The organism is Xanthomarina gelatinilytica (genome assembly GCF_000348685.1).
GTDB lineage: Bacteria > Bacteroidota > Bacteroidia > Flavobacteriales > Flavobacteriaceae > Xanthomarina > Xanthomarina gelatinilytica.
On record NZ_ANLA01000004.1, the window covers coordinates 720306 to 741281 of the forward strand.

Below are 20976 nucleotides of genomic sequence, written 5' to 3' on the forward strand. Positions count from 1 at the left end.
AAGATTAGCCTATAACAATTTGAATCAAATTGTATTAGGAATAAAACAGTTTTTCTGGCAAATTATTGTTTAATTGCGCTTGTCTTCGCCCCAAAGTAGTTTTTTACGAAGCGTATCCAAAAAACTTTCTTTTAAAAGTTCAATCATTTTTATTTTAAATGGCGCTTTTTTTATGGTTACTATGGTATTGTTGCTTAAGGTTGCAATTCGGGAATCTAAAGAAATTAAAAAGTTGTCTTCCCTACCACTAACTTTAAGTTGGATTTCGGTAGAATCTGTAATAATTAAAGGTCTTGCGCTTAAATTATGTGGCGCAATTGGTGTTAGCACAAAGCTATTGGTGTCTGGAGTGATTACTGGGCCTCCACAACTTAAGGAGTACCCGGTTGAACCAGTTGGTGTGGAAACGATTAAGCCATCGCTCCAATAGGAGGTTAAATACTCTCCGTTTAATCTGGTTTCCACAGTAATCATGGAAGTGGTGTTTTTTCTGCTTACTGCAATTTCATTGAGTGCAAAATTCAAATCGTTGAATTCTTTATGTTCCGGTGAGGTTTGAATGGAAAGTAAGCTTCGTTCTGATATTTTGTAATTTCCAGATAAAATATCGTCTATGGCTTCGGTAATGTCTTCGTTTTGTATGGTTGCCAAAAACCCCAACCTACCTGTGTTTATGCCAACTATGGGAATGTCTAAATCTTTGACCAATGTTGTAGTCCTTAAAATAGTTCCATCGCCACCAATGCTGATCAATAAATCGAAGCTTTTATCCAAAGTACGGAAGGTTTTGAATTTATCGTAGTTTTTATGATTGGTTAACTGGTGGTTTACAATATCGAAAAATTGCTCTTCAACATACACGTTTGTGTTTTTTTCATACAAATAATCTAAAAGGATTTCTACAGCTTCTTCAGCGTTTTTATGATAGAATTGACCGAAAATTGCAATTTTCATGTGTTTGATTGGTTGTTTTAAGGGCACATGTTACAGCCAATGAATCATGCTCTTAAGCATGCAGCTTTAGGGCTAGGCTGTTTCATCCTTATATGTTTAAATATTTATTTAAATAATCCGATCGGTCTTTTAAACTTTCCATGTAACTGTCTTCTTCGTGGCCAGAAATCACATTATAACTATAGCGTCTAAAAGTCTGCATAATATCGTTTAATCCAGTGTTCCCAATTTTCAGGGTTATTTGTACGAGGTCGTTTTCCATTTTAGAAATAAAAGCACCTAATAATTTTCCGTTGTTGGATTCAACAATTTGGCTCAGTTCGCTAAAGGAGTAATCGGTTGTGCCTTTTTCAACAATTAAAATGCTTCCAGCTTCGGCAAAGAAAGGGGTTTCGTTAAACAAGCCTATAATGTCATTTAGCTCATAATATCCTAAATAGATGTTTTTTTCGTTTAACACAGGCATGATATTCGTGGAATTTTGGGCAAAAGCTTCCAATACATCCAGCCATACCGTGTTGTGCCTTACATAAAAGCCTTCTATGGCATGACTGTATTCTGATAAAGGTTTTGTACTGTTAAAACAATGTGCATCTGTTTCAGACATACAACCCAAATAAACACCTTCTTTGTTCTTAATGGGAATATGCGAATATGTTAATTGGTTGAACAAAAGCTGAATGTCCCCAATTTTATCGTCCCTGTCAAGAGGTTTTATATCGTTTATAATATATTCTGAAAGATTCATTGTTTCCATTAAAGTTCCTGCAAATTAATTAAATTTTACTACAATAACCTTGATTGACTTTGTATTTTTGTAGGATTAAATAAAAGGTTATGACAAAATTAAGCGTAAATATAAACAAGATAGCTACCTTAAGAAACTCTAGAGGAGGCAATTTTCCTAATGTGGTACAGTTTGCTAAAGATGTGCAAGCTTTTGGGGCCCAAGGAGTCACCATCCATCCAAGACCGGATGAAAGACATATAAGGTATCAAGATGCTTACGATTTAAAAAGTGAAGTTTATACTGAGTATAATATTGAAGGAAACCCAATAGATAAATTTGTAAATATGGTATTAGAGCTAAAACCAACCCAAGTGACTCTGGTTCCCGATGCTGTTGATGCCATTACCAGTAATGCTGGTTGGGATACTGTTAAAAACAAGGATTTTTTAATAGATGTTATAAAAGAATTTAAAAACCATGGCATTAGAACCTCCATTTTTGTCGATCCAGAATTGAAACAAATAGAAGGTGCAAAAGCTACGGGAACCGATAGGATAGAACTTTATACAGAAGCTTTTGCTCACGAATTTGCTTTAGGGAACAAATTGGCTGTAAAACCTTATGCAGCATGTGCAGAGTTGGCAAACAGTATGGGTCTGGGAGTGAATGCTGGTCACGATTTGTCGTTGGATAATATAAAGTTCTTTAAAGAGCATATTCCGGGATTACTGGAAGTTTCCATAGGTCACGCGCTTATATCTGAAAGCTTGTATTTGGGTGTTGAAAATGTTATACAAATGTACTTACAGAAACTTGGGTAGTGTCCGGGAGCAAACATATTAATAAAAAACGCATGTATTCATGAAAAAAAAAGAAACGTTATATTCAAATATTTTGGGTGAAGGAACCCCTTTTGTGATTCTTCATGGGTTTTTAGGGATGAGCGATAATTGGAAAACCCTTGGCACACAGTTTAGTGAAAACAATTTTGAGGTTCATTTGTTGGACCAGCGAAACCATGGAAGAAGCTTTCATAGCGATGTTTTTAATTATGAAGTCTTGGTACAGGACTTAAAAACTTATTGTGATGCTCATCAATTAAAACACATAGTTTTATTGGGGCATTCCATGGGTGGAAAAGTCGCCATGCTTTTTGCAGCAACCTATCCGGAAATGGTTTCAAAATTATTGATTGCAGACATTTCACCAAGATATTACCCAGTGCATCACGAATTGATATTAAAAGGATTGAGCAGTCTCGATTTCAATAAAATTGAGAGTAGAGGAGATGCAGATGAGCAATTGGCCCAGTATATTTCAAATTTTGGAATCCGTCAATTTTTATTGAAAAACCTGTATTGGAACGATGCCAAAGAACTTGAATTAAGAATCAACTTAAAAGTACTTAAAGAAAACATAGAAGAAATTGGAGAGGCATTGCCCATACATGCACAATATCAAGGAGAAGCGCTTTTTCTACGTGGAGACAGGTCGGAATACATAGGTGCGCAGGACGAGGCCATTATTAAAAATCATTTTCCAAATGCCAAAATTGTAACCATTCCTAAATCGGGACACTGGCTACATGCCGAAAACCCGAAAGTTTTTTTTAACGAAGTCATGAAATTTTTAGTTTCGTAACACTTGGTTTTTTACCTTTAATCCAACAAAAAATTAAATTTATGAACTTAATTGTACGTGTATTGTTAACTGCCATTGCAGTGGTTTTATTGGCTAAATTGTTACCTGGAGTAGCTGTTGAGGGCTTTACTTCTGCTATAGTTGTGGCCATAGTTATAGGGGTGCTCAATGTATTTGTTAAGCCTATTTTAGTAATTTTAACCTTGCCTATAACAGTTGTTACTTTAGGGCTGTTTTTACTTGTAATAAACGCAGGCATCATCCTTTTGGCCGATAATTTTATTGATGGTTTTACCGTTACTGGTTTTTGGGTGGCCTTGCTATTTAGTTTGTTGCTTTCCTTTCTCCAATCCATCTTATTTTCAGTGTTAAAAGAAGATGTAAGATAGGCTGAAATACAATACGTTAAAAACTTTGTTGGGTTGTAAAAAATATGTATTTTTGCAACCCAATTTTTATGTCATAATATAATGAATATTACAAGAGAGAACATTGATGCATTAAATGCTGTAGTAAAAGTAGATATCGCTAAAGACGATTATAGCGATAAAGTTGAGAAAATCTTATCGGATTACAGAAAAACAGCAAACATTCCTGGTTTTAGAAAAGGTCACGTACCAATGGGAATGGTAAAAAAACAATACGGAAAAGCTGTGTTGGTTGACGAAGTAAACAAGTTATTACAGGAAGCATTAAATAAATATTTAACAGAAGAAAAATTAGATGTTTTAGGGCATCCAATTCCAAAACCACAAGATAATCTGGATTGGGATTCTGAAAAATTGTCTTTTGAATTTGAACTTGGTTTGGCCCCAGAATTTAATGTAGAATTAAAAAGCAAAAAAGCCATTACAAGCTATACCATTGTTGCTGGAGATGAAATGATTGAAGATCAAATTAAAAACATCCAAAAGCAATACGGAAAATTAAAATCGCAAACAGAAGTTACCAAAGACAGCGAAGTTACTGGTACTTTTAAAAACGATGAAAAAGGCATTGAAAACACAGTAACCTTAACCTTGGACAAATTTAAAGGTAAAGCTACCGAAAAGAAATTTGTTGGAGCCAAAGTAGGAGATGTTATTACCTTAAAAACAAAAGGACTTTATAACGACGATCACGAATTAATGCATGCTCTTAAATTAGGACATGATGAGGTTCACGATTTGGATATTGAGGTAACATTTACCATAACTGAAATCAATGAGCGTGAATTGGCAGATTTGGATCAAGAGCTGTTCGATAAATTATTTGGTAAAGATGTTGTAAAATCTGTTACAGAATTAAAGGAAAAAATAAAAGAAGATGCTGAAAAGCAGTTCAAGCAGCAAGCAGACCAGAAACTGTTGAACGATGTTACTGAATATCTTGTTGAAAACACGAAATTTGATTTGCCAGCTGAATTCCTAACCAAATGGATGCAAACAGCAGGAGAAAATCAACTAACGGAAGACGAAGCCAAAGAAGAATACGAAAAGTCTGAAAAAAGCTTACGTTATCAATTGATTGAAGGAAAACTAATTACCGAGAACAATATTCAGGTAACCATGGATGATATAAAAAACCATGCCAAGGAAATGATTAAAGCGCAAATGGCTCAATTTGGTCAAATGAATCCTTCAGATAAAGAATTGGAAGATATTGCGGCTCGTGTCTTATCCAACCAAGACGAGGCACGTAGAATTTCAGAACAAATTATCAGTCAGAAATTATTGGAGCTTTATAAAGAAAAAGCAAATCTTAAAACCAAAGAACTTACTTACGAGGCATTTGTGAAAGAAGTTTATGGCGACAAATAAGCAGTCCATTCACATTCTTGAAAATAGCACAGACCTTGTGTAAGTGTTAACAAAGTTTTAAAGAATAAATCCTTATATTTAGGCGTTGAAATTTGTAATTTTAACGCCTTTTTAATTCAATTTAATTATATCAAGACATTTATGGATTACGCAAAAGAATTTGAAAAATTCGCTATAAAAGACCAAGGGATCAGCAGTACGTATTACAATAAGATTATAAGTAGTATGTACCCAACAAACCTAACCCCTAACATTATTGAAGAACGCCAAATGAATATCGCCATCTTCGATGTGTTTTCCCGTTTAATGATGGATCGTATTATTTTCCTGGGAACAGGAATTAACGATCAAGTAGCTAACATAATTCAAGCACAACTCTTGTTTTTGGAAAGTACCGACTCTTCTAAAGACATTCAAATATATATTAATTCTCCAGGAGGATCTGTGTATGCAGGACTTGGCATTTATGATACCATGCAGTTCATTAAACCAGATGTTGCTACTATTTGTACAGGAATGGCTGCCTCCATGGGAGCCGTTTTGTTATGTGCTGGAGAAAAAGGAAAACGAAGTGGCTTAACGCATTCTCGTGTCATGATTCACCAACCCTTAGGTGGTGCTCAAGGTCAAGCGAGTGATATAGAAATTACTGCTAGGGAAATACTTATTCTAAAAGAAGAACTTTACAAGATAATAAGTAAACATTCTGGACAGGATTACGACAAAGTATATAAAGATAGTGACAGGGATTATTGGATGAAAGCCGATAAAGCCAAAGAATACGGAATGATTGATGAAATTTTAGTACGTAGCTAAATTAAATTTAAATGTTGTTTAAAGTGCAGTCAAGACATTTTTTTTAGAATGGATTCTTCGCTGTGTTCTGAATAATATAATAATGCAAATATTGAACAAAGTAAAGGTTATAAGTGGATGTTGATTTTTTAAAACTATTAACTCTCTTTTACTTTTAACTTTGAACCTTAAACTTAAAGAATGGCAAAGGAAGATTTAGAATGTTCGTTTTGTGGTAGGAAAAAGCCAGAAACAAATTTATTGATAGCAGGATTGGACGCACATATATGCGACCGATGTATCGAGCAAGCTCATGGCATTGTTTTGGAAGAATCTAAACAAAGCGATAAGAGTGAACTCTCTGCCGAACTCATGTTGCGCAAACCACAGCAAATCAAGGAGTTTTTAGACGAGTATATTATTGGCCAGGAAACCACCAAAAAAGTGATGTCTGTGGCTGTTTACAACCACTACAAGAGACTTTTGCAGCCTCCAAGCGATGACGATATTGAGATTCAAAAATCAAATATCATCATGGTTGGGCAAACAGGAACAGGAAAAACCTTGATGGCAAAAACCATAGCCAAAATGCTTAATGTGCCTCTGGCCATTGTAGATGCTACGGTTTTGACCGAAGCTGGTTATGTAGGTGAAGATGTAGAGAGCATTTTAACCCGTTTATTGCAAGCAGCAGAATACAATTTGGACAAAGCCGAAAAAGGGATTGTGTTTATTGACGAGATAGATAAAATTGCCCGTAAAAGCGATAATCCATCAATAACAAGGGATGTGTCTGGAGAAGGTGTTCAACAAGCCTTATTGAAATTATTGGAAGGAACCGTTGTTAACGTACCACCAAAAGGAGGACGCAAACATCCAGACCAAAAGTTTATAGAAGTTAACACGGAGAATATATTATTTATTGCAGGTGGTGCTTTCGATGGTATTGAAAAAGTGATATCCAAACGCTTGAACATGCAAGCTGTTGGTTATAGCGCTTCCATGTCTGATGAACGTGTGGATCAAAGTAATTTACTGCAATACATTATTCCAAAAGATTTAAAGGATTTTGGCTTAATTCCAGAAATTATTGGTCGTTTGCCAGTGTTAACTTATATGGATCCTTTAGACGCTAAAACTCTAAGAGCCATTTTAACAGAACCTAAAAATGCCATTATCAAACAATACAAAAAATTGTTTGCCATGGACGAAATAGATTTTAGCATTACAGATGGCGCATTAGACTTTATAGTTGAAAAAGCCATAGAATACAAGTTAGGTGCTAGAGGTTTACGCTCTTTATGCGAAGAGATTTTAACCGATGCCATGTTCGAGTTGCCTAGTACAGACGAAAAAGAAATAAAGGTAACAAAGGCCTATGCCGAAGAGAAATTATCTAAAACCACTATTAAGAAGCTGAAGGCTGTTTCTTAAATATATAAAAATTTTCTATTTACAAAAGACTGTCTGAAAAAGACGGTCTTTTTTGTTTTTAAGCAGTTTTCTTCAAAAAGTACGGAAAAACCGTAACAGCAACCATGTATTTCATCGAAAAGCAGGAAAAATACGTAGTAACACGTATAAAATTCTTTGTTTTTTTATGTAGGTTTATTGAATTAATAACAATAAACAATATCAATTTATGGAAAAAAATATCTTTAAACATCGAAACATCGAAACATCGAAACATCGAAACATCGAAACATCGAAACATCGAAACATCGTCTAGATTAAGCTTAATATCAATTTGCTTGATTTTATTTGTTCTTACAATCTTTAACTGCAAACAAGACGACATCCAAGACGTTGATTTTAATTCAATACAAAATCAAAAAGAAACCATTAATCATTTTACTATTGAAGACCTGCCAGATATTGAACATGCCTTAAACAAAATTGGTTCTAATACTACAGGAAGGCTTATGACCACTACATTTGGAGATTTAGATTTGTCAGACATCCTTCAGTTTGTAAATGTAGATGGTAAAGAGTCTTATTCCTTTAGGATTTTAAATTCAAATAATTCTCAATCTCAAACAGATTTTGAAAACCTTCACTTAATAAAACTTCCAGAAGACGATGGCTACTTAGCGTATATTATTCAATGGCAACCAGATCCAGATTGGTATATTGATAATAGTTATATATTTAATATAGAAACCTTTAGTGGTGTTATGAATCGATTCGATTTAGATTATAATCTATTGGATTCAAAAGAATTTATAGACGGTATAGATGTTGATGAACAAGATGACAATAACCGAACCATGGACAATGGTTGTGATGTACTTCAATATACAGTTTGTGTAGATACAGACGATTGTTCTTGCACACCTGATGATTGCTATGAAGTTATTGAGATTACATGTAGCTCTGGAGGTGGTGGTGATGGAGGTAATACGGGAGATGGGAATCTTCCAAACGAAGAAGGTGGGACAGGCTCGCACGTGCCTGGAGGCAGTACACCAGGAGGTACTAATACGGGAGAATTTGTGCCAGGAGGAAATGGAACAGTGGTTGCAATACCACCAAAACCATCAGAAGTATTTAATAGTTTTGATGGCATAACATTAACATTACAACAGGCTGTTTGGGTTAATAAAGAAAGCAATGAAGAAGAAGTTGCTCAGTTACTAGGTTTTATTTTAGAGCATTGTCAATCTGACGTTGTTACAGAGCTTACTTGTGGTGAGGCAAAGGAATTTGATTTATTAGCTTTAGAAGCGATGATGAATGGTGGAGTTGTTGAATTTGATGAGCTTTACATAAGTGTTAATGTCCCAGATGATGATTATGTTTATTTAGGGAGTAAAGAATTAATACCAAATCCACTTGTGTTATCAAATGGCGACGAAATAACTGTTACCTTTGGTACGACTAAAGACTTAATAAACGCAAATCAACCTGTGTCAATAGATTTAATTGATGGTATCAAATTTGCTATTGAAGAAGCTAATAGTAATTTGTCAAGTACAGATCAAATAACTAGTATACATATTATGGCGACAACAAATGGACATGGCTCAACAGGTAGCAGCAATCATTTGAAAGCAACTGCTGTAGATATTAGTAGAATAAATGATCAAAAAATGATAATTACTGGTGTAAATGATCAAATAATACAATTACAAACTTCAATGGATAATTTTTCTTATGTTCGAGAAAATTTTGGACCCTATTTCAAACATAAGTATTCAATTGAAACAAATACTTGGAACTATAATTATAATGTAAGTGGACATAATGATCATATTCATTTTTCAGTTAGAAGATAAATTTCAATATATGAAAAAAGCAATAATAATCTTAATGCTATTACTATTTTGTTTGGGTTGTAAATCTCAAAATGTAATTGTAAATGATATTTCAAATAATTTAGACACAAATTATTTTTTCGCAAGAATTGACACAAAAGATATTATATTCAGAGAGCTCTGGAATGGTGGACAATATGTTAAAGTATTTAAAATTTCAGATTCTAAAGCAACTCCTGAAAATTATTTTGAAGGAACAGATGAAGTTTTAATAAGCTTAATCATATCAACTGCTCCTGATGGAGACTATTATACAAATAGTAAGTTGTATAAAATAGAAGGATTATATAATCCTTCTATTTTAGAGATTAAAGAAGAAGAACAATTTAAATTTACTATTAAATTAGAGCATGGTGTTTTTAACAAAAGAGAAGTGGAAACTTTCGAATTTTCAGGAGTTCAATAATATTGACTAATATGAAAAATGCATTTTTAATTTTAATCTTTTTTGTTTTTAACATATTAAGTGTTCCTTCTCAAGATTTTGAAATTCATGAAATTGAACTAACAGATACAGTTTTAATAAGCACTATTTCGGAATATATTAAAGAAACAAAAACTTTCGATTCTCTTTTTAATCATGTAGGATATGTAAAAGTGGATATAAGAGGATTGAATAATTATAATAAAGAAAAAGAAATATTTAGAATTTATTATATTACTGATTCCTCATATCCTTTAGAGAAAAATGATCAAGATAAAAGTTATCCAGATTATTACACTTATATAGATGAAAAATTAGTCTTAATTTATAATGAATTAAATAGAGAATTGTTTCAGTATACTTTTTCTTGTAAGAGTAAGAAGAAATTAAGAAAATTAACAGAACCTTTTTTAGGTCCTAAAATTACACCAAAAGATTTACCTAAAAACAAAAAAGAAAGAGATTTTATTAAAGATTTTAGAGAGCAATATGTGAGGTTTAGACATACTGAATTAATTATAATTGAAGGAGAAAAGCCAATGGTTATTAAAAATGTTCATTGAAGAAAAAACAAAAAAAATAAAAACCACTCCAACTAAGTGGTTTTTATTTTTTTTTGTTTAAAATAATTATAAAACTCAATATTCATAAATATCAACAACAAGCCATAAACAGAGTCTTCAATTGGAATATTGCTTATTCTAATACCAAGATTTTCAGCATCGTTATACCAAACAATAGGTTCAACCAAAAAACTGCCTGTTAATACGCCATTGCTTAAAAAGAAAAAGGGCATTACAAACAGATAACTTAAGTAATGTAAAGACAAGTCTGTTTTTTTGTAGACTAAATATATTAAATAAAAACTGGTAACAAAAAAGGTGACAGCTGTGTACAATTTGCCGTAATTGAAAATGCCCACAACCAATAACATGGTAATTAAGAAGTAAGAAATGATGGTTTGGGATTTTTGTAAAAAATTGGATTTAAAAAAGTATTGAAACGCAAAATAACTAAACACGCACGCATAGGGAATACAGATAAAAAACAAGACTTCTTCCAAAGGTAAATTCCCTATATGGATGCCAACCAAATATGTTTTGTTAAATCCCCAAATACCAAGATTTGTAAAAATGGCATCCCAAACCACAAACAATAAAGTCACAATAATATTTGCCATAAAAAAAGGTTTCCAATCTTTGTAAAATGCATGTTTTGGATAAAAACTGGCAATGAAAGGGATTGATATACAAGCTAAATTAACCAATAAATAGGTGTAAGCTTCCATAGGTTATTTGTATTGGTTGTGGTATTTTTTGGGAACAAACAGCATTCCAAAACACTCGCCTTTTTCTTTGCCAAGATGTTTGTGATGTACCTTATGTGCTTTGCGCAAGCCTAAAAGAAATTTGTTTTTGGTGTTTTTAAACCATTTAAAACGTTGATGTATCAACACATCGTGTATTAAAAAATATGTTAGGCCGTATAAAAAAATACCCAAACCTATAAAAAACATAAAATTGAGCTCTGGAACAGCCCCAAAATAAAAAAGCAAAATGCTTGGAATAGCGAAAATCACAAAAAAAGCATCGTTTTTTTCAAACACATGTGGATACTTTGGTTGGTGATGATCGGCGTGTAAATACCATAAAAACCCATGCATCACATATTTATGTGTAAGCCAAGTAACCAATTCCATAAGGGAAAAAGTGCCAAGTGTAATAACTGTGTATAATAGAATAATCATATTGAAAGTTACTGATTTTTAGTTTAAAAAAAGTTCAATTTATATCTGATGTATGATTTTGTAAGAATAAACACCTTTAAACCGTTTGAGATTCGAATGCGTCCACTCAAGATTTTTTCAGAATCGGCTTTTTTAAGTTTTTTAAGCAATTTTAAATAATATCTATAAGCTATATAAACTCCAAATCGGCTTTCTAAAGGCAGTTGTACAATCCCTTTATAGGCTTCTTTTAAGTCTATGTTTATGTCATCAATAATTTCTTCCTTTGTAGCGTTGTTCAAAATATTGTTGGACAGATTAGGAAAATACGAGCGTCCCAATTGTTCCATGTCGTCTTTAATGTCCCTTAAAAAATTAATTTTCTGAAAAGCAGATCCCAAATGCCTGGCCGAATCTTTTAAGGCGTTGAATTTGGCTTCATCATTATTTACAAAAACACGTAAACACATTAGGCCAACCACATCTGCAGAGCCATATATATAATTTTCATAAGCCTCCTTGGTTGTGTAATCCGTTACATATAGATCGGCTTCCATACGCTTTAAAAAATCGTCAGCATAGGTATGTAAATTATAATTATGCACAACTTCTTGAAAAGCATTAATAATTGGATTCAAACTTATTTTTCTGTCTAAGGATTTTTTATAGTCCTCAACAAAATCATGGAATAATTCTTTTTGGTTATAACCTTCAAAGGAATCTACAATTTCATCTGCATATCGAACAAACCCATATATAGCATAAATATGTGGACGTATGGATGGAGCAAATAACTTGATGCCCAAAGAAAACGACGTGCTATAGGCATTGGTAACAATTTTGCTGCATTTTAAGCTTGAGGAGTCGAATAACTGTTTCATCTGTTTATATTTATTGTTTTTTATCGATCATATGTAACATCCATGCGATCATTCCTTTGTGTGATTAAATTTTAGTAATGGATGTTTCATGTTAATGATATTTTAAAATTAAGTCACTTACAATCTTCCCGGAAATTAAAGAAGGAGGCACTCCAGGTCCTGGAACGGTAAGTTGTCCACAGAAGTATAGGTTGTTCACTTTCTTGCTTTTAAGTTTGGGCCTTAACACATGTGTTTGTGTAAGTGTGTTTGCCAATCCGTATGCGTTCCCTTTGTAAGAATGGTAATCTTCTTTAAAGTTATTGACACAGTACGATTCTTTAAAAAGGATATGTTTTTTTACAGACTCTCCTGTAATGGTTTCTATTCTATCCATAAGTTGATTGAAATAATGTTCCCGTATTTCTGGTGTGTCTTCAACGTCTGGAGCAATTGGGATTAAAAAAATACCAGCTTCTTTTTCTTCTGGAGCAGTGGCAGCATCTGTAATGCTTGGAAAACTAGCATAAAACAAAGGTTTTTCTGCCCATTCCTTGGTATCGTAAATGGTTTTGGCATGAGCTTCAAAATCTGTGTCAAAAAACAAGGTATGATGCGAAACGTTCTGGAGTTTTTTATTAAACCCTACGTAAAACAATAACGCAGAAGGGGCAAATGTTTTTTTGTCCCAATAAGATTCGGAGTACTGTCTTAAAGCCTTGGGCAATAGGGTTTCTGTGTGGTGGTAATCGGCTCCACTCAATAAAATATCACAAGGGAAATAACTTGAGTTGGTGGTTACACCTGTAACCGATTTGTTTTTTATTTCTATGTTTTCTACTTCACTGTCTGTTATTATTTTCACACCCAAACTTTGTGCAAGTGTTGTCATGGCTTTCACCACTTCGTACATGCCACCTTTGGGATGCCAAGTTCCCAATTTGAAATCGGCGTAATTCATAAAATTGTAAAATGAAGGCGTGTTGCTGGGTTTAGCACCTAAGAACAATACTGGAAATTCTAGTATTTTTTGAAGCTGTTTGTTTTTAACATAACCAGAAACCTGATGTTTAATAGTTAGCACAAACTCATACAGCTTTAAAAAGGTTTTGTGGTTTATAATTTCAAAAACATGTTCTCCAGGCTTATAAACCAAGTCCTTTATGGCAATGTTATAATTTCTATGGGCTTTATTGATGAATTTTTGAAGTTTGGCTCCACTGCCTTTTTCAATATTCTCAAAAGTTTGTTTTATATCCTCAAAATTATCTGCAATGCATATGGAATCTTTTTTTCCAAAGTATATTTGATAGGCAGGATGTAATTTGTTTAAGCTGTAAAAATTGGATGAATGAGTGTTGAAATCTTTAAAAAAGCGTTCAAAAACATCTGGCATCCAATAAAAAGTAGGCCCAATATCGAAAACAAAACCGTCTTTTTTTAGTTGTCTTGCTCTTCCACCAGTAGTTTTGTTTTTTTCCAATACAGTAACATCAAAGCCTTGTTTTGCTAAATAACAAGAAGCTGAAAGGGAGGAAAAACCAGAACCGATTATGACAATTTTTTTTGTTTTCATTTATAATTTTTAATTGAGTAAACCGACAGCCAGAAAGGCTGCCGGCTCACATCTAGCTAACTAAAACCTATTTCAATATGAATTTGAAATATATTTTTTGAATTGAGATTCCTTATAGATTAGGAATCATTACTTTGTTAATTACGTGTATAACACCATTTCCTGCTTGAACATCTACTGCAATAATTCCAATATCTGAAGCTCCAGAGCCATCTGTAATATTGGCAATGTTATCACCAGCTCCTGGAAGTGTAATGGTCATGTTGTCTCCTTGAAGCGTTGCAGCTGTGGTATCTCCAGGATTGTTTAGCATACTGGATGTTACATTGGCTTCGCCTATTACATGGTGTAATAATACTTGTGTCAATACGGCTTCGCCTGGCACAGATTCCAAAGCATCAAAGGCATCGTTTGTTGGTGCAAAAACGGTAAAGTTAGGATTGATTCCGTCGGCATTGCTTCCTTCTGTTCTAGATAAGATGGCTGCAAAATCTGTTCCTGGTGTTAAATCTGTCAATGCTGTCACTAAGGTAGAGAAATTTGGGTCTGCAGCAGCAAACGTAACTACAGTAGGAATGCCAATTACAGTTTCTACGGCATGGATAATACCATTGGTTCCAACAATATCAGCTTCAAAAACAGTAGAAATGCCATTAAAAGTCACACCACTTGAAGTATTAAAGTATAAACTCATTGGGTTTCCACCAGCTCCAGTTGCAGCGGTGTTGGTATACCCTGAACCTGCATCAACCAAGAAACTGGATGTTACGGTTGAACCTATAATAACATGGTTTAATAAAATTTGAGATAAAACGGCAGTGTTTACATCACCTAGAGCTGTTCCATCCAAAAAGGTTGCAAAAGCATCGTTATCTGGTGCCAATACTGTAAAAGGACCAGCTCCTTTTAATACGCTAACCAAATCGCCATCGGCAGCTCCCAAGGCTGTCACCAAACTTGTAAATGATGGGTTTGCTATAGCATGATCCACTATGTCTGGTAAACCCAATACAGCATTAATAATGTGTATGGTTCCGTTGGACGCATTAATATCTGCTGTAGATACAGATGCAGCATTGTTAAATCTTACACCATTTGTGGTGTCAAAAAAGATACTGATGTTTTGATCTCCTGCTCCAGTAGCGCTTCCTTTAGCATAGCCTGAACCAGCTGCTATTAAATCGCTTGATGTCACATCAGACATGATAACGTGGTTTAATATAATTTGCGAAAGTACATCTGTTGGTACTTGATCTAAGGAACTAAATCCATTGTCAGCTAGAAAAGCTGTAAACGCTGCGTTTGTAGGAGCAAGAACCGTAAAAGGGCCATTGCCACTTAAAACATTTACCAAATCGCCATCAGCTCTGGAAAGAGCAGCAACCAAAGTGGAAAGTTCTGGAGTGTCTAATGCCAACTCAACAATGTTTTTTTCCATTGGAGGTGTTGGTGTTGGATTGTTGTCGTCATCATTACTACATGAAGTAATAAATAATGAGACACATAATAATACGAGTAAAGAGAGTCTTGTTTTCATTTTTGTCTATTTTTAATAATTAAAACTTGGACAAATATATAAAAATTATTAACTTTGTCAAATAAAATAAAAAAAAAGTTAGACAAAATAAATTTTATTTATATTCTTTAGATGAATTTTTTGTTTAACTTTGCTTTGTAAAACATTAGACATGAGTGTATATACTATGGCGCAAATAGTGGCTTTAACAGGTGTTAAGGCACATACGTTGCGAAAGTGGGAAACCAGATATAATTTTTTGGAACCAGAGAGAACAGATACCAACATCAGGTATTATTCAGACAAACAACTGAAAAAATTAATGAATATTGGAATTCTTACCCGAAATGGTTATCGAATTTCCAAAATAGATAAGATGTCTGATGAAGAAATTCACAAACATATAGCTACAACCTTAATTGAAAGTTCCGAGGAAGATGATATTAGTGCTTTAATCATTAGTGCGCTTGAGATGGATGAAGTGACTTTTGATAGTATCCTTAAGGAACAAATTGTTAAAAGAGGCCTTTTGCAAACCACAACCCAAATAATCTATCCTTTCTTAAATCAAATTGGAGTTCTATGGGGAATTAACAAAGTCATGCCTGCTCAAGAGCATTTTGTTTCTAATTTAATCAAGAAAAAAATGTTTGCTGCCATTGATGCCTTGCCATACCCTAAAGAGGATGCTCCAGTTATCTTGATGTTTTTAACTGAAAATGAACATCATGAAATAGGTCTTTTACTGGCTTATTATATGGCTAGGGATTTAGGATGGAAAGTATATTATTTAGGTCAAAATGTGCCTACGGAGAATATTCAACAAGTCATTGACATAGTTAAACCCAATGCCATGTTGTCTATGTTTATAACTCCAACCCAGGAATCGGTTAAAACAAAACTGGATGCTATTTTGGAACAGACCAATGTGCCGTATTGGGTTTCTGGTAATCCAGCTGTAATAGAAGATGTTATGGAAGATGATCGTATCGGATTTATATCCAAACCAGATGATTTAATATTAAAATTGAAACAAATTGATTAAAGTTCGTTATATTTACGCATAATAAAAAACCACTCAAATTGAGTGGTTTTTTATTTAGGGTGTATGGATGTTAATTAATAATTTGACACTATATTTTTTTGAAATATGCCTAAATGCTAAATGGAATTTTGCGCTTGAAAACAACATCCAACTGGTATTTATTTTTTTAATATAAATACCAGAGATATGATATTGTTAGTAATTAATAGCATGGTAAAACTAGTATTTTATATGTAAGAAAAAAATGACTAAGTCCATTTTTAGATAAAGCACAAAAAATACTCGATATAAATATTTTTTTTACTTTTTTTTCCGATTAAAAACCTCCTATTTATTTAAATCCAATAAAGCATCCATGTAATCCCTATTGTTTGAAAGTCTTGGGACTTTATGTTGTCCGCCTAGTTTGTTGTTTTGTTTTAGCCAATCGTAAAACAGCTGTTCCCTGGCAATATGGATGGTAGGTTTGTTCAAGGTCATGTTGTTGTATCGTTTGGCTTCGTAATCGGAGTTTAAGGCTTTTAACGCATTGTCAAACAATTCGTTAAAATAGTTGATGTCAGTAGGTGGTTTTTTAAATTCAATCAACCATTCGTGAGCTCCTTTTTCCTTGCCTTTCATAAAAATAGGAGCAGCAGTATAATCCACAATTTCGGCTTTGGTTTTTTTGCATACCTTCTTTAAAGCGTCTTCGGCATTTTCTATAATTAGTTCTTCCCCAAAAGCATTAATGTGGTGTTTGGTTCTGCCAGATACTTTAATCCTATAAGGGTTTGTTGAGGTAAACCTAACCGTATCGCCAATTTTATAACGCCAAAGTCCAGCATTGGTAGTAATAACAACGGCATAATTTTTATCGGTTTCAACCTCACTTAGTGGAATAATTTTTTCGTTTGTGGTACTATAGGTATCCATAGGGATAAATTCGTAAAAAATACCATAATCCAGCATAAGCAGTAACTCACTGGAATTGTTTTGGTCCTGTATGGCAAAAAAACCTTCCGAAGCATTATAAATTTCATAATACCTAAAATCTTTTTTTGGTAAAATATTTTTGTATTGCTCTTTATAGGGAAGGAAACTAACACCTCCATGAAAGTAAACTTCCAGATTGGGCCAAATATCAAATAAATTGTTTTTTCCGGTAGTCTCTAAAACATTGTTAAGCAGCACGAGCATCCAGGATGGTACACCAGCCAAGCTGGTAACATTTTCCTGTATGGTTTCGTCCACAATGGCTTGCATTTTTTCTTCCCAATTGCTCATGAGTGAAACCTTGTTGCTTGGTGTGCTACTAAATTCTGCCCAAAAAGGCATGTTATCTATCAAGATAGCCGATAGATCGCCAAACGTGGTTCCGTTTTCTTTGTAAAGTTCTTTGCTGCCTCCCAGTCGCAAGCTCTTACCTGTAAATAATTGGGAGTTTTCGTTGTTGTTTAAATACATGCATAATAAATCCTTGCTAGCTGCGTAATGGCAGTCTTCCAATGAGTCTTCGCTAACAGGAATAAATTTGCTTTTGGCGTTGGTGGTGCCACTGGATTTTGCAAACCACTTAATGGGTTGTGGCCAAAAAATATTGTTTTCGCCCAAACGTGAACGTTCAATGTTTTGTTGATACTCCTCGTACGTGGAGATTGGAACTCGTTCAGCAAAGGTTTTGTAATCGGTAATGGATTCAAAACCATATTGTTTGCCAATTTCAGTGTCTTTAGCCTTGTTAATAAGTTGTAAAAGCAATTCTTGTTGTACCTCATTGGGGTATTTTAAAAACAGCTCTATTTGATGGAACCGCTTTTTTAAAAACCAGGAAGCAATAGAATTTACTATGGGTATTGGCATATTTGCATGATGTTTTAAAAAATAAAAATAATACTTTTTTTATGAAATGGGTATCAAAAAGTCACATTTAGAGCTTTCATAGTGAATGTTTAAAAATTTGATACAAATTTCTTAATGTCGTGAAATTTTTATCCTATTTTTAGAAATAAAAAAATTTAAACGAATGACTTACCAAGGTGTTTTAACAAAAATGAAAACGGAATTTTCTCAGCCTATTCAGTATTATTTAGTGTTTGAGACAGACTTTATTCACATAAATCAGTTGTTGGAAAAAACTATACGTATTCAATTTGTGAAACATCAATGTTTAAATTGTGGTTTGGATAAGCCCATCTTCCGACAAGGATTTTGCAAAAGTTGTTTTTTTGATATTCCCCAAGCAGCCGATTGGATTATGAGGCCAGAATTAAGTACGGCTCATTTAGGCAAAGAGGATAGGGACCTTGCATATGAAAAACAAGTACAGTTACAGCCACATGTGGTGTATTTGGCAAATTCCAGTAATGTAAAAGTGGGAGTTACCAGAAAAAGCCAGATCCCTACCAGGTGGATTGATCAAGGTGCTCATGAAGCCATAGAAATTGTTGAAGTGCCAAACAGATATCTGGCTGGCATTACTGAAGTGGCTCTAAAAGATCATGTGGCAGATAAAACCAATTGGCGAACCATGTTAAAAAATGATATTGCAGATGAAGACTTGGTAAGTTGGAGAGAAAAACTAAAACAGTATATCCCTGACGAAGCCAAAGATTATTTTATTGCTTCAAATTCTGAAACAAATATTCAGTTTCCCGTGTTACAGTATCCAACAAAACCTAAAAGTTTAAATTTGGATAAAACCCCTAATTTTGAAGGGAAATTGGTAGGTGTTAAAGGGCAATATCTTATTTTTGAAGACAATACTGTTTTTAATATTCGTGGCAGTGAAGGGTATGTAGTGGCAATATCCTTAGTGTAAAATCAGTCTTTTTTTAATCGCATTTCCAAGTATTTGTTGGTAAAGCCAAGACTTTCATACAGTTTTATAGCTGGATTGTTGGGCTCTACATGCAAGGCAACATCACCTTCTAACAAAGCTATGGCTTCTTGTAGGAGCTTTTTGCCTATGCCTTTGCCTCTGGACTTTTTGTGTACGGCAATGTATACCAAGATGTTCTCAGGGATATAACCGTTCATGCCAGTTTTGTTAACAATGGTTATGCCCATAACCACCTTATGTTCTTTAATAAGCAAAACAAAACCTCCAAAAGAAGTTTCAATGTTTTTCACAGCATAATCAAGGCATTTGGAAATATCTTCTTTGGTATCACTAAATTCCTGTAAATGCGTGTGTAAAAAATTGACAATGTTTTGTTTTTCTTCTTCTGAAGGTTTTGTATTGCAATCATATACTTTAAAAGAAAGCATATATCTGTTTTTAGATCTCTTCTTGATCTCTTAAGCTTTGAATATAGGCAGCTTTTTGCACTTGTCTTCTTCTTTTTACAGAAGGTTTGGTAAAAAACTGGTTCTCTCTAATATTCTGCATAATCTTCACATTTCTGTGTTTCTTTTTATAGCGCTTTAGAGCTCTGTCAATTTTTTCTCCTTCTTTTATTTCAATTTTTATCATGTGTTATATTTATTTTCTAGTTAAATAGTAAAGTTATGTAATTTTTATTTTTTCGACTCTCTTAAATATGGTTTTGCAGTTTTTTAGCCGTTGATTATTGAGTTGTTTTGGAGTTACTGTTAAAAACGTCATAACACCCTTCAATTTATACACGCATAGTTCCCTTGGAAACCATCAATTTTAAATCCATAGGGATTATTGATATCATACACTAGCCCAAATAGGTTCTCAATATCTTATTTTTTGATGTGTGCCTTAACCTTCTAATCCCTTTTTCTTTTATTTGCCTTACACGTTCTCTGGTAAGTCCAAAGGTTTCGCCAATTTCTTCCAGGCTCATAGGCTGTTCGTTGTTTATGCCATAATACAGTCTAACCACATCTGCTTCTCTTTGCGATAAGGTATTTAAGGCTCTATTTACTTCCAAGTTCAACGAATCGTTCATAAGCGTTTTATCCGGGTTTGGTGACTCCCCAGATTTAACCACATCGTACAAGCTGGAATCTTCGCCTTCTTTTAAAGGTGCATCCATAGATATATGGCGACCAGAATTTTTAAGGGACTGTTTTACATCGCTTACGGTCATTTCCAGCTCCTTGGCAATTTCTTCCGGACTTGGTGGTCGCTGATGTGCTTGCTCTAAATGGGAGTAGGCTTTGTTTATTTTATTTATAGATCCAATTTTGTTAAGTGGTAAACGTACAATCCTGGACTGTTCGGCCAAGGCCTGTAATATGGCTTGTCTAATCCACCAAACAGCATAGGAAATAAATTTAAATCCTCTGGTTTCATCAAAACGTTTGGCAGCTTTTACCAAACCTGCATTTCCTTCATTTATTAAATCGGGTAAGGTGAGTCCTTGATTTTGATATTGTTTTGCAACAGATACCACAAATCTCAAATTTGAAGTGGTTAACTTATCTAAAGCAAGTTGGTCTCCTTCCCGTATGCGTTGTGCCAACTCAACTTCTTCGTCGGCTGTGATTAATGGAAGTTTACTAATGTCTTGCAAATATTTGTCCAACGATTTGGACTCTCTATTTGTTACTTGCTTGGTGATTTTTAATTGCCTCATTCAGATTATTTTATGGTGTCAATCTATCAATGTAACCTTTTTGTTGACAAATCCAAATAAATGACCT

22 protein-coding genes are annotated in these 20976 nt (G+C 33.9%); 11 read left to right on the top strand and 11 right to left on the bottom strand.

Annotated features, from left to right (window positions below):
• Positions 1-69: 69 nt before the first annotated feature.
• On the bottom strand, positions 70-954 hold the full coding sequence (locus D778_RS03835; protein ID WP_007647851.1) for an NAD kinase: 885 nt from the start codon (positions 952-954) through the stop codon (positions 70-72).
• An 88-nt stretch (positions 955-1042) separates the two neighbouring features.
• The gene (locus D778_RS03840) at positions 1043-1702 is read right to left on the bottom strand and encodes a CBS domain-containing protein (protein WP_007647854.1); all 660 of its coding nucleotides are present in this window, start codon (positions 1700-1702) and stop codon (positions 1043-1045) included.
• A gap of 89 nt (positions 1703-1791) precedes the next feature.
• On the opposite strand from D778_RS03840, the gene D778_RS03845 reads away from it, so the two are divergent.
• From D778_RS03845 to D778_RS03885, 9 genes are all read left to right on the top strand, one after another.
• Positions 1792-2505, top strand: a complete 714-nt coding sequence (locus D778_RS03845; RefSeq protein ID WP_007647856.1) for a pyridoxine 5'-phosphate synthase — start codon at positions 1792-1794, stop codon at positions 2503-2505.
• Between the two features lie 40 nt (positions 2506-2545).
• Positions 2546-3325, top strand: a complete 780-nt coding sequence (locus D778_RS03850; protein WP_007647858.1) for an alpha/beta fold hydrolase — start codon at positions 2546-2548, stop codon at positions 3323-3325.
• Positions 3326-3366: 41 nt separating this feature from the next.
• Positions 3367-3714, top strand: a complete 348-nt coding sequence (locus D778_RS03855) for a phage holin family protein (protein WP_007647860.1) — start codon at positions 3367-3369, stop codon at positions 3712-3714.
• An 81-nt stretch (positions 3715-3795) separates the two neighbouring features.
• Positions 3796-5124: a trigger factor gene (tig, locus tag D778_RS03860; RefSeq protein WP_007647862.1), complete on the top strand. Its 1329-nt coding sequence runs from the start codon at positions 3796-3798 to the stop codon at positions 5122-5124.
• Between the two features lie 141 nt (positions 5125-5265).
• A complete protein-coding gene (clpP, locus tag D778_RS03865) occupies positions 5266-5940 on the top strand; it encodes an ATP-dependent Clp endopeptidase proteolytic subunit ClpP (protein ID WP_007647864.1) in 675 nt (224 codons plus the stop codon).
• Between the two features lie 180 nt (positions 5941-6120).
• Positions 6121-7353, top strand: coding sequence for an ATP-dependent Clp protease ATP-binding subunit ClpX (clpX, locus tag D778_RS03870; RefSeq protein ID WP_007647866.1), 1233 nt, complete (start codon positions 6121-6123; stop codon positions 7351-7353).
• A gap of 104 nt (positions 7354-7457) precedes the next feature.
• Complete coding sequence (locus D778_RS03875) at positions 7458-9194, top strand: hypothetical protein (RefSeq protein WP_007647868.1); 1737 nt, start codon at positions 7458-7460, stop codon at positions 9192-9194.
• 10 nt (positions 9195-9204) lie between these two features.
• Positions 9205-9639 carry a hypothetical protein gene (locus D778_RS03880; protein WP_007647870.1) on the top strand — a complete coding sequence of 145 codons (435 nt, stop codon included), beginning with the start codon at positions 9205-9207 and terminating at the stop codon, positions 9637-9639.
• Positions 9640-9650: 11 nt separating this feature from the next.
• The gene (locus D778_RS03885) at positions 9651-10220 is read left to right on the top strand and encodes a hypothetical protein (RefSeq protein ID WP_007647881.1); all 570 of its coding nucleotides are present in this window, start codon (positions 9651-9653) and stop codon (positions 10218-10220) included.
• A gap of 32 nt (positions 10221-10252) precedes the next feature.
• Here D778_RS03885 and D778_RS03890 read toward each other — a convergent pair whose 3' ends face one another.
• From D778_RS03890 to D778_RS03910, 5 genes are all read right to left on the bottom strand, one after another.
• Positions 10253-10945 (bottom strand): lycopene cyclase domain-containing protein, encoded by a 693-nt coding sequence (locus tag D778_RS03890; protein ID WP_007647882.1) that lies wholly within the window; start codon positions 10943-10945, stop codon positions 10253-10255.
• A 3-nt stretch (positions 10946-10948) separates the two neighbouring features.
• Positions 10949-11404 carry a sterol desaturase family protein gene (locus D778_RS03895; RefSeq protein ID WP_007647885.1) on the bottom strand — a complete coding sequence of 152 codons (456 nt, stop codon included), beginning with the start codon at positions 11402-11404 and terminating at the stop codon, positions 10949-10951.
• A gap of 23 nt (positions 11405-11427) precedes the next feature.
• On the bottom strand, positions 11428-12264 hold the full coding sequence (locus tag D778_RS03900; protein ID WP_007647887.1) for a phytoene/squalene synthase family protein: 837 nt from the start codon (positions 12262-12264) through the stop codon (positions 11428-11430).
• A gap of 91 nt (positions 12265-12355) precedes the next feature.
• Positions 12356-13819 carry a phytoene desaturase family protein gene (locus tag D778_RS03905; protein WP_007647889.1) on the bottom strand — a complete coding sequence of 488 codons (1464 nt, stop codon included), beginning with the start codon at positions 13817-13819 and terminating at the stop codon, positions 12356-12358.
• A gap of 112 nt (positions 13820-13931) precedes the next feature.
• Positions 13932-15356 carry a fasciclin domain-containing protein gene (locus D778_RS03910; RefSeq protein WP_040491344.1) on the bottom strand — a complete coding sequence of 475 codons (1425 nt, stop codon included), beginning with the start codon at positions 15354-15356 and terminating at the stop codon, positions 13932-13934.
• Between the two features lie 151 nt (positions 15357-15507).
• On the opposite strand from D778_RS03910, the gene D778_RS03915 reads away from it, so the two are divergent.
• Positions 15508-16380 (top strand): MerR family transcriptional regulator, encoded by an 873-nt coding sequence (locus D778_RS03915; protein ID WP_007647893.1) that lies wholly within the window; start codon positions 15508-15510, stop codon positions 16378-16380.
• A 327-nt stretch (positions 16381-16707) separates the two neighbouring features.
• Here the strand turns inward: D778_RS03915 and D778_RS03920 are convergent, their stop codons facing one another.
• On the bottom strand, positions 16708-18222 hold the full coding sequence (locus tag D778_RS03920) for a GH3 auxin-responsive promoter family protein (protein WP_007647895.1): 1515 nt from the start codon (positions 18220-18222) through the stop codon (positions 16708-16710).
• A 163-nt stretch (positions 18223-18385) separates the two neighbouring features.
• On the opposite strand from D778_RS03920, the gene D778_RS03925 reads away from it, so the two are divergent.
• The gene (locus D778_RS03925) at positions 18386-19180 is read left to right on the top strand and encodes a DUF2797 domain-containing protein (RefSeq protein WP_007647897.1); all 795 of its coding nucleotides are present in this window, start codon (positions 18386-18388) and stop codon (positions 19178-19180) included.
• A 2-nt stretch (positions 19181-19182) separates the two neighbouring features.
• Here D778_RS03925 and D778_RS03930 read toward each other — a convergent pair whose 3' ends face one another.
• The 3 genes from D778_RS03930 to D778_RS03940 all read right to left on the bottom strand — a co-directional run bounded on the left by D778_RS03930 (position 19183) and on the right by D778_RS03940 (position 20909).
• Complete coding sequence (locus D778_RS03930; protein WP_007647899.1) at positions 19183-19629, bottom strand: GNAT family N-acetyltransferase; 447 nt, start codon at positions 19627-19629, stop codon at positions 19183-19185.
• 10 nt (positions 19630-19639) lie between these two features.
• The gene (gene rpsU / locus D778_RS03935) at positions 19640-19834 is read right to left on the bottom strand and encodes a 30S ribosomal protein S21 (protein ID WP_007647901.1); all 195 of its coding nucleotides are present in this window, start codon (positions 19832-19834) and stop codon (positions 19640-19642) included.
• A 211-nt stretch (positions 19835-20045) separates the two neighbouring features.
• On the bottom strand, positions 20046-20909 hold the full coding sequence (locus tag D778_RS03940) for a sigma-70 family RNA polymerase sigma factor (protein WP_007647903.1): 864 nt from the start codon (positions 20907-20909) through the stop codon (positions 20046-20048).
• Positions 20910-20976: the final 67 nt, after the last annotated feature.

What these genes read in the sequence shown, in the direction of transcription:
- D778_RS03920 (WP_007647895.1), bottom strand. Translation starts at nt 18,222, where the DNA reads ATGCCAATACCCATAGTAAATTCTATTGCTTCCTGGTTTTTAAAAAAG.
- clpX (WP_007647866.1), top strand. Translation starts at nt 6,121, where the DNA reads ATGGCAAAGGAAGATTTAGAATGTTCGTTTTGTGGTAGGAAAAAGCCA.
- rpsU (WP_007647901.1), bottom strand. Translation starts at nt 19,834, where the DNA reads ATGATAAAAATTGAAATAAAAGAAGGAGAAAAAATTGACAGAGCTCTA.
- D778_RS03890 (WP_007647882.1), bottom strand. Translation starts at nt 10,945, where the DNA reads ATGGAAGCTTACACCTATTTATTGGTTAATTTAGCTTGTATATCAATC.
- D778_RS03840 (WP_007647854.1), bottom strand. Translation starts at nt 1,702, where the DNA reads ATGAATCTTTCAGAATATATTATAAACGATATAAAACCTCTTGACAGG.
- tig (WP_007647862.1), top strand. Translation starts at nt 3,796, where the DNA reads ATGAATATTACAAGAGAGAACATTGATGCATTAAATGCTGTAGTAAAA.
- D778_RS03910 (WP_040491344.1), bottom strand. Translation starts at nt 15,356, where the DNA reads ATGAAAACAAGACTCTCTTTACTCGTATTATTATGTGTCTCATTATTT.
- D778_RS03930 (WP_007647899.1), bottom strand. Translation starts at nt 19,629, where the DNA reads ATGCTTTCTTTTAAAGTATATGATTGCAATACAAAACCTTCAGAAGAA.
- D778_RS03895 (WP_007647885.1), bottom strand. Translation starts at nt 11,404, where the DNA reads ATGATTATTCTATTATACACAGTTATTACACTTGGCACTTTTTCCCTT.
- D778_RS03855 (WP_007647860.1), top strand. Translation starts at nt 3,367, where the DNA reads ATGAACTTAATTGTACGTGTATTGTTAACTGCCATTGCAGTGGTTTTA.
- D778_RS03905 (WP_007647889.1), bottom strand. Translation starts at nt 13,819, where the DNA reads ATGAAAACAAAAAAAATTGTCATAATCGGTTCTGGTTTTTCCTCCCTT.
- D778_RS03900 (WP_007647887.1), bottom strand. Translation starts at nt 12,264, where the DNA reads ATGAAACAGTTATTCGACTCCTCAAGCTTAAAATGCAGCAAAATTGTT.
- clpP (WP_007647864.1), top strand. Translation starts at nt 5,266, where the DNA reads ATGGATTACGCAAAAGAATTTGAAAAATTCGCTATAAAAGACCAAGGG.
- D778_RS03915 (WP_007647893.1), top strand. Translation starts at nt 15,508, where the DNA reads ATGAGTGTATATACTATGGCGCAAATAGTGGCTTTAACAGGTGTTAAG.
- D778_RS03885 (WP_007647881.1), top strand. Translation starts at nt 9,651, where the DNA reads ATGAAAAATGCATTTTTAATTTTAATCTTTTTTGTTTTTAACATATTA.
- D778_RS03880 (WP_007647870.1), top strand. Translation starts at nt 9,205, where the DNA reads ATGAAAAAAGCAATAATAATCTTAATGCTATTACTATTTTGTTTGGGT.
- D778_RS03835 (WP_007647851.1), bottom strand. Translation starts at nt 954, where the DNA reads ATGAAAATTGCAATTTTCGGTCAATTCTATCATAAAAACGCTGAAGAA.
- D778_RS03850 (WP_007647858.1), top strand. Translation starts at nt 2,546, where the DNA reads ATGAAAAAAAAAGAAACGTTATATTCAAATATTTTGGGTGAAGGAACC.
- D778_RS03845 (WP_007647856.1), top strand. Translation starts at nt 1,792, where the DNA reads ATGACAAAATTAAGCGTAAATATAAACAAGATAGCTACCTTAAGAAAC.
- D778_RS03940 (WP_007647903.1), bottom strand. Translation starts at nt 20,909, where the DNA reads ATGAGGCAATTAAAAATCACCAAGCAAGTAACAAATAGAGAGTCCAAA.
- D778_RS03925 (WP_007647897.1), top strand. Translation starts at nt 18,386, where the DNA reads ATGACTTACCAAGGTGTTTTAACAAAAATGAAAACGGAATTTTCTCAG.
- D778_RS03875 (WP_007647868.1), top strand. Translation starts at nt 7,458, where the DNA reads ATGTATTTCATCGAAAAGCAGGAAAAATACGTAGTAACACGTATAAAA.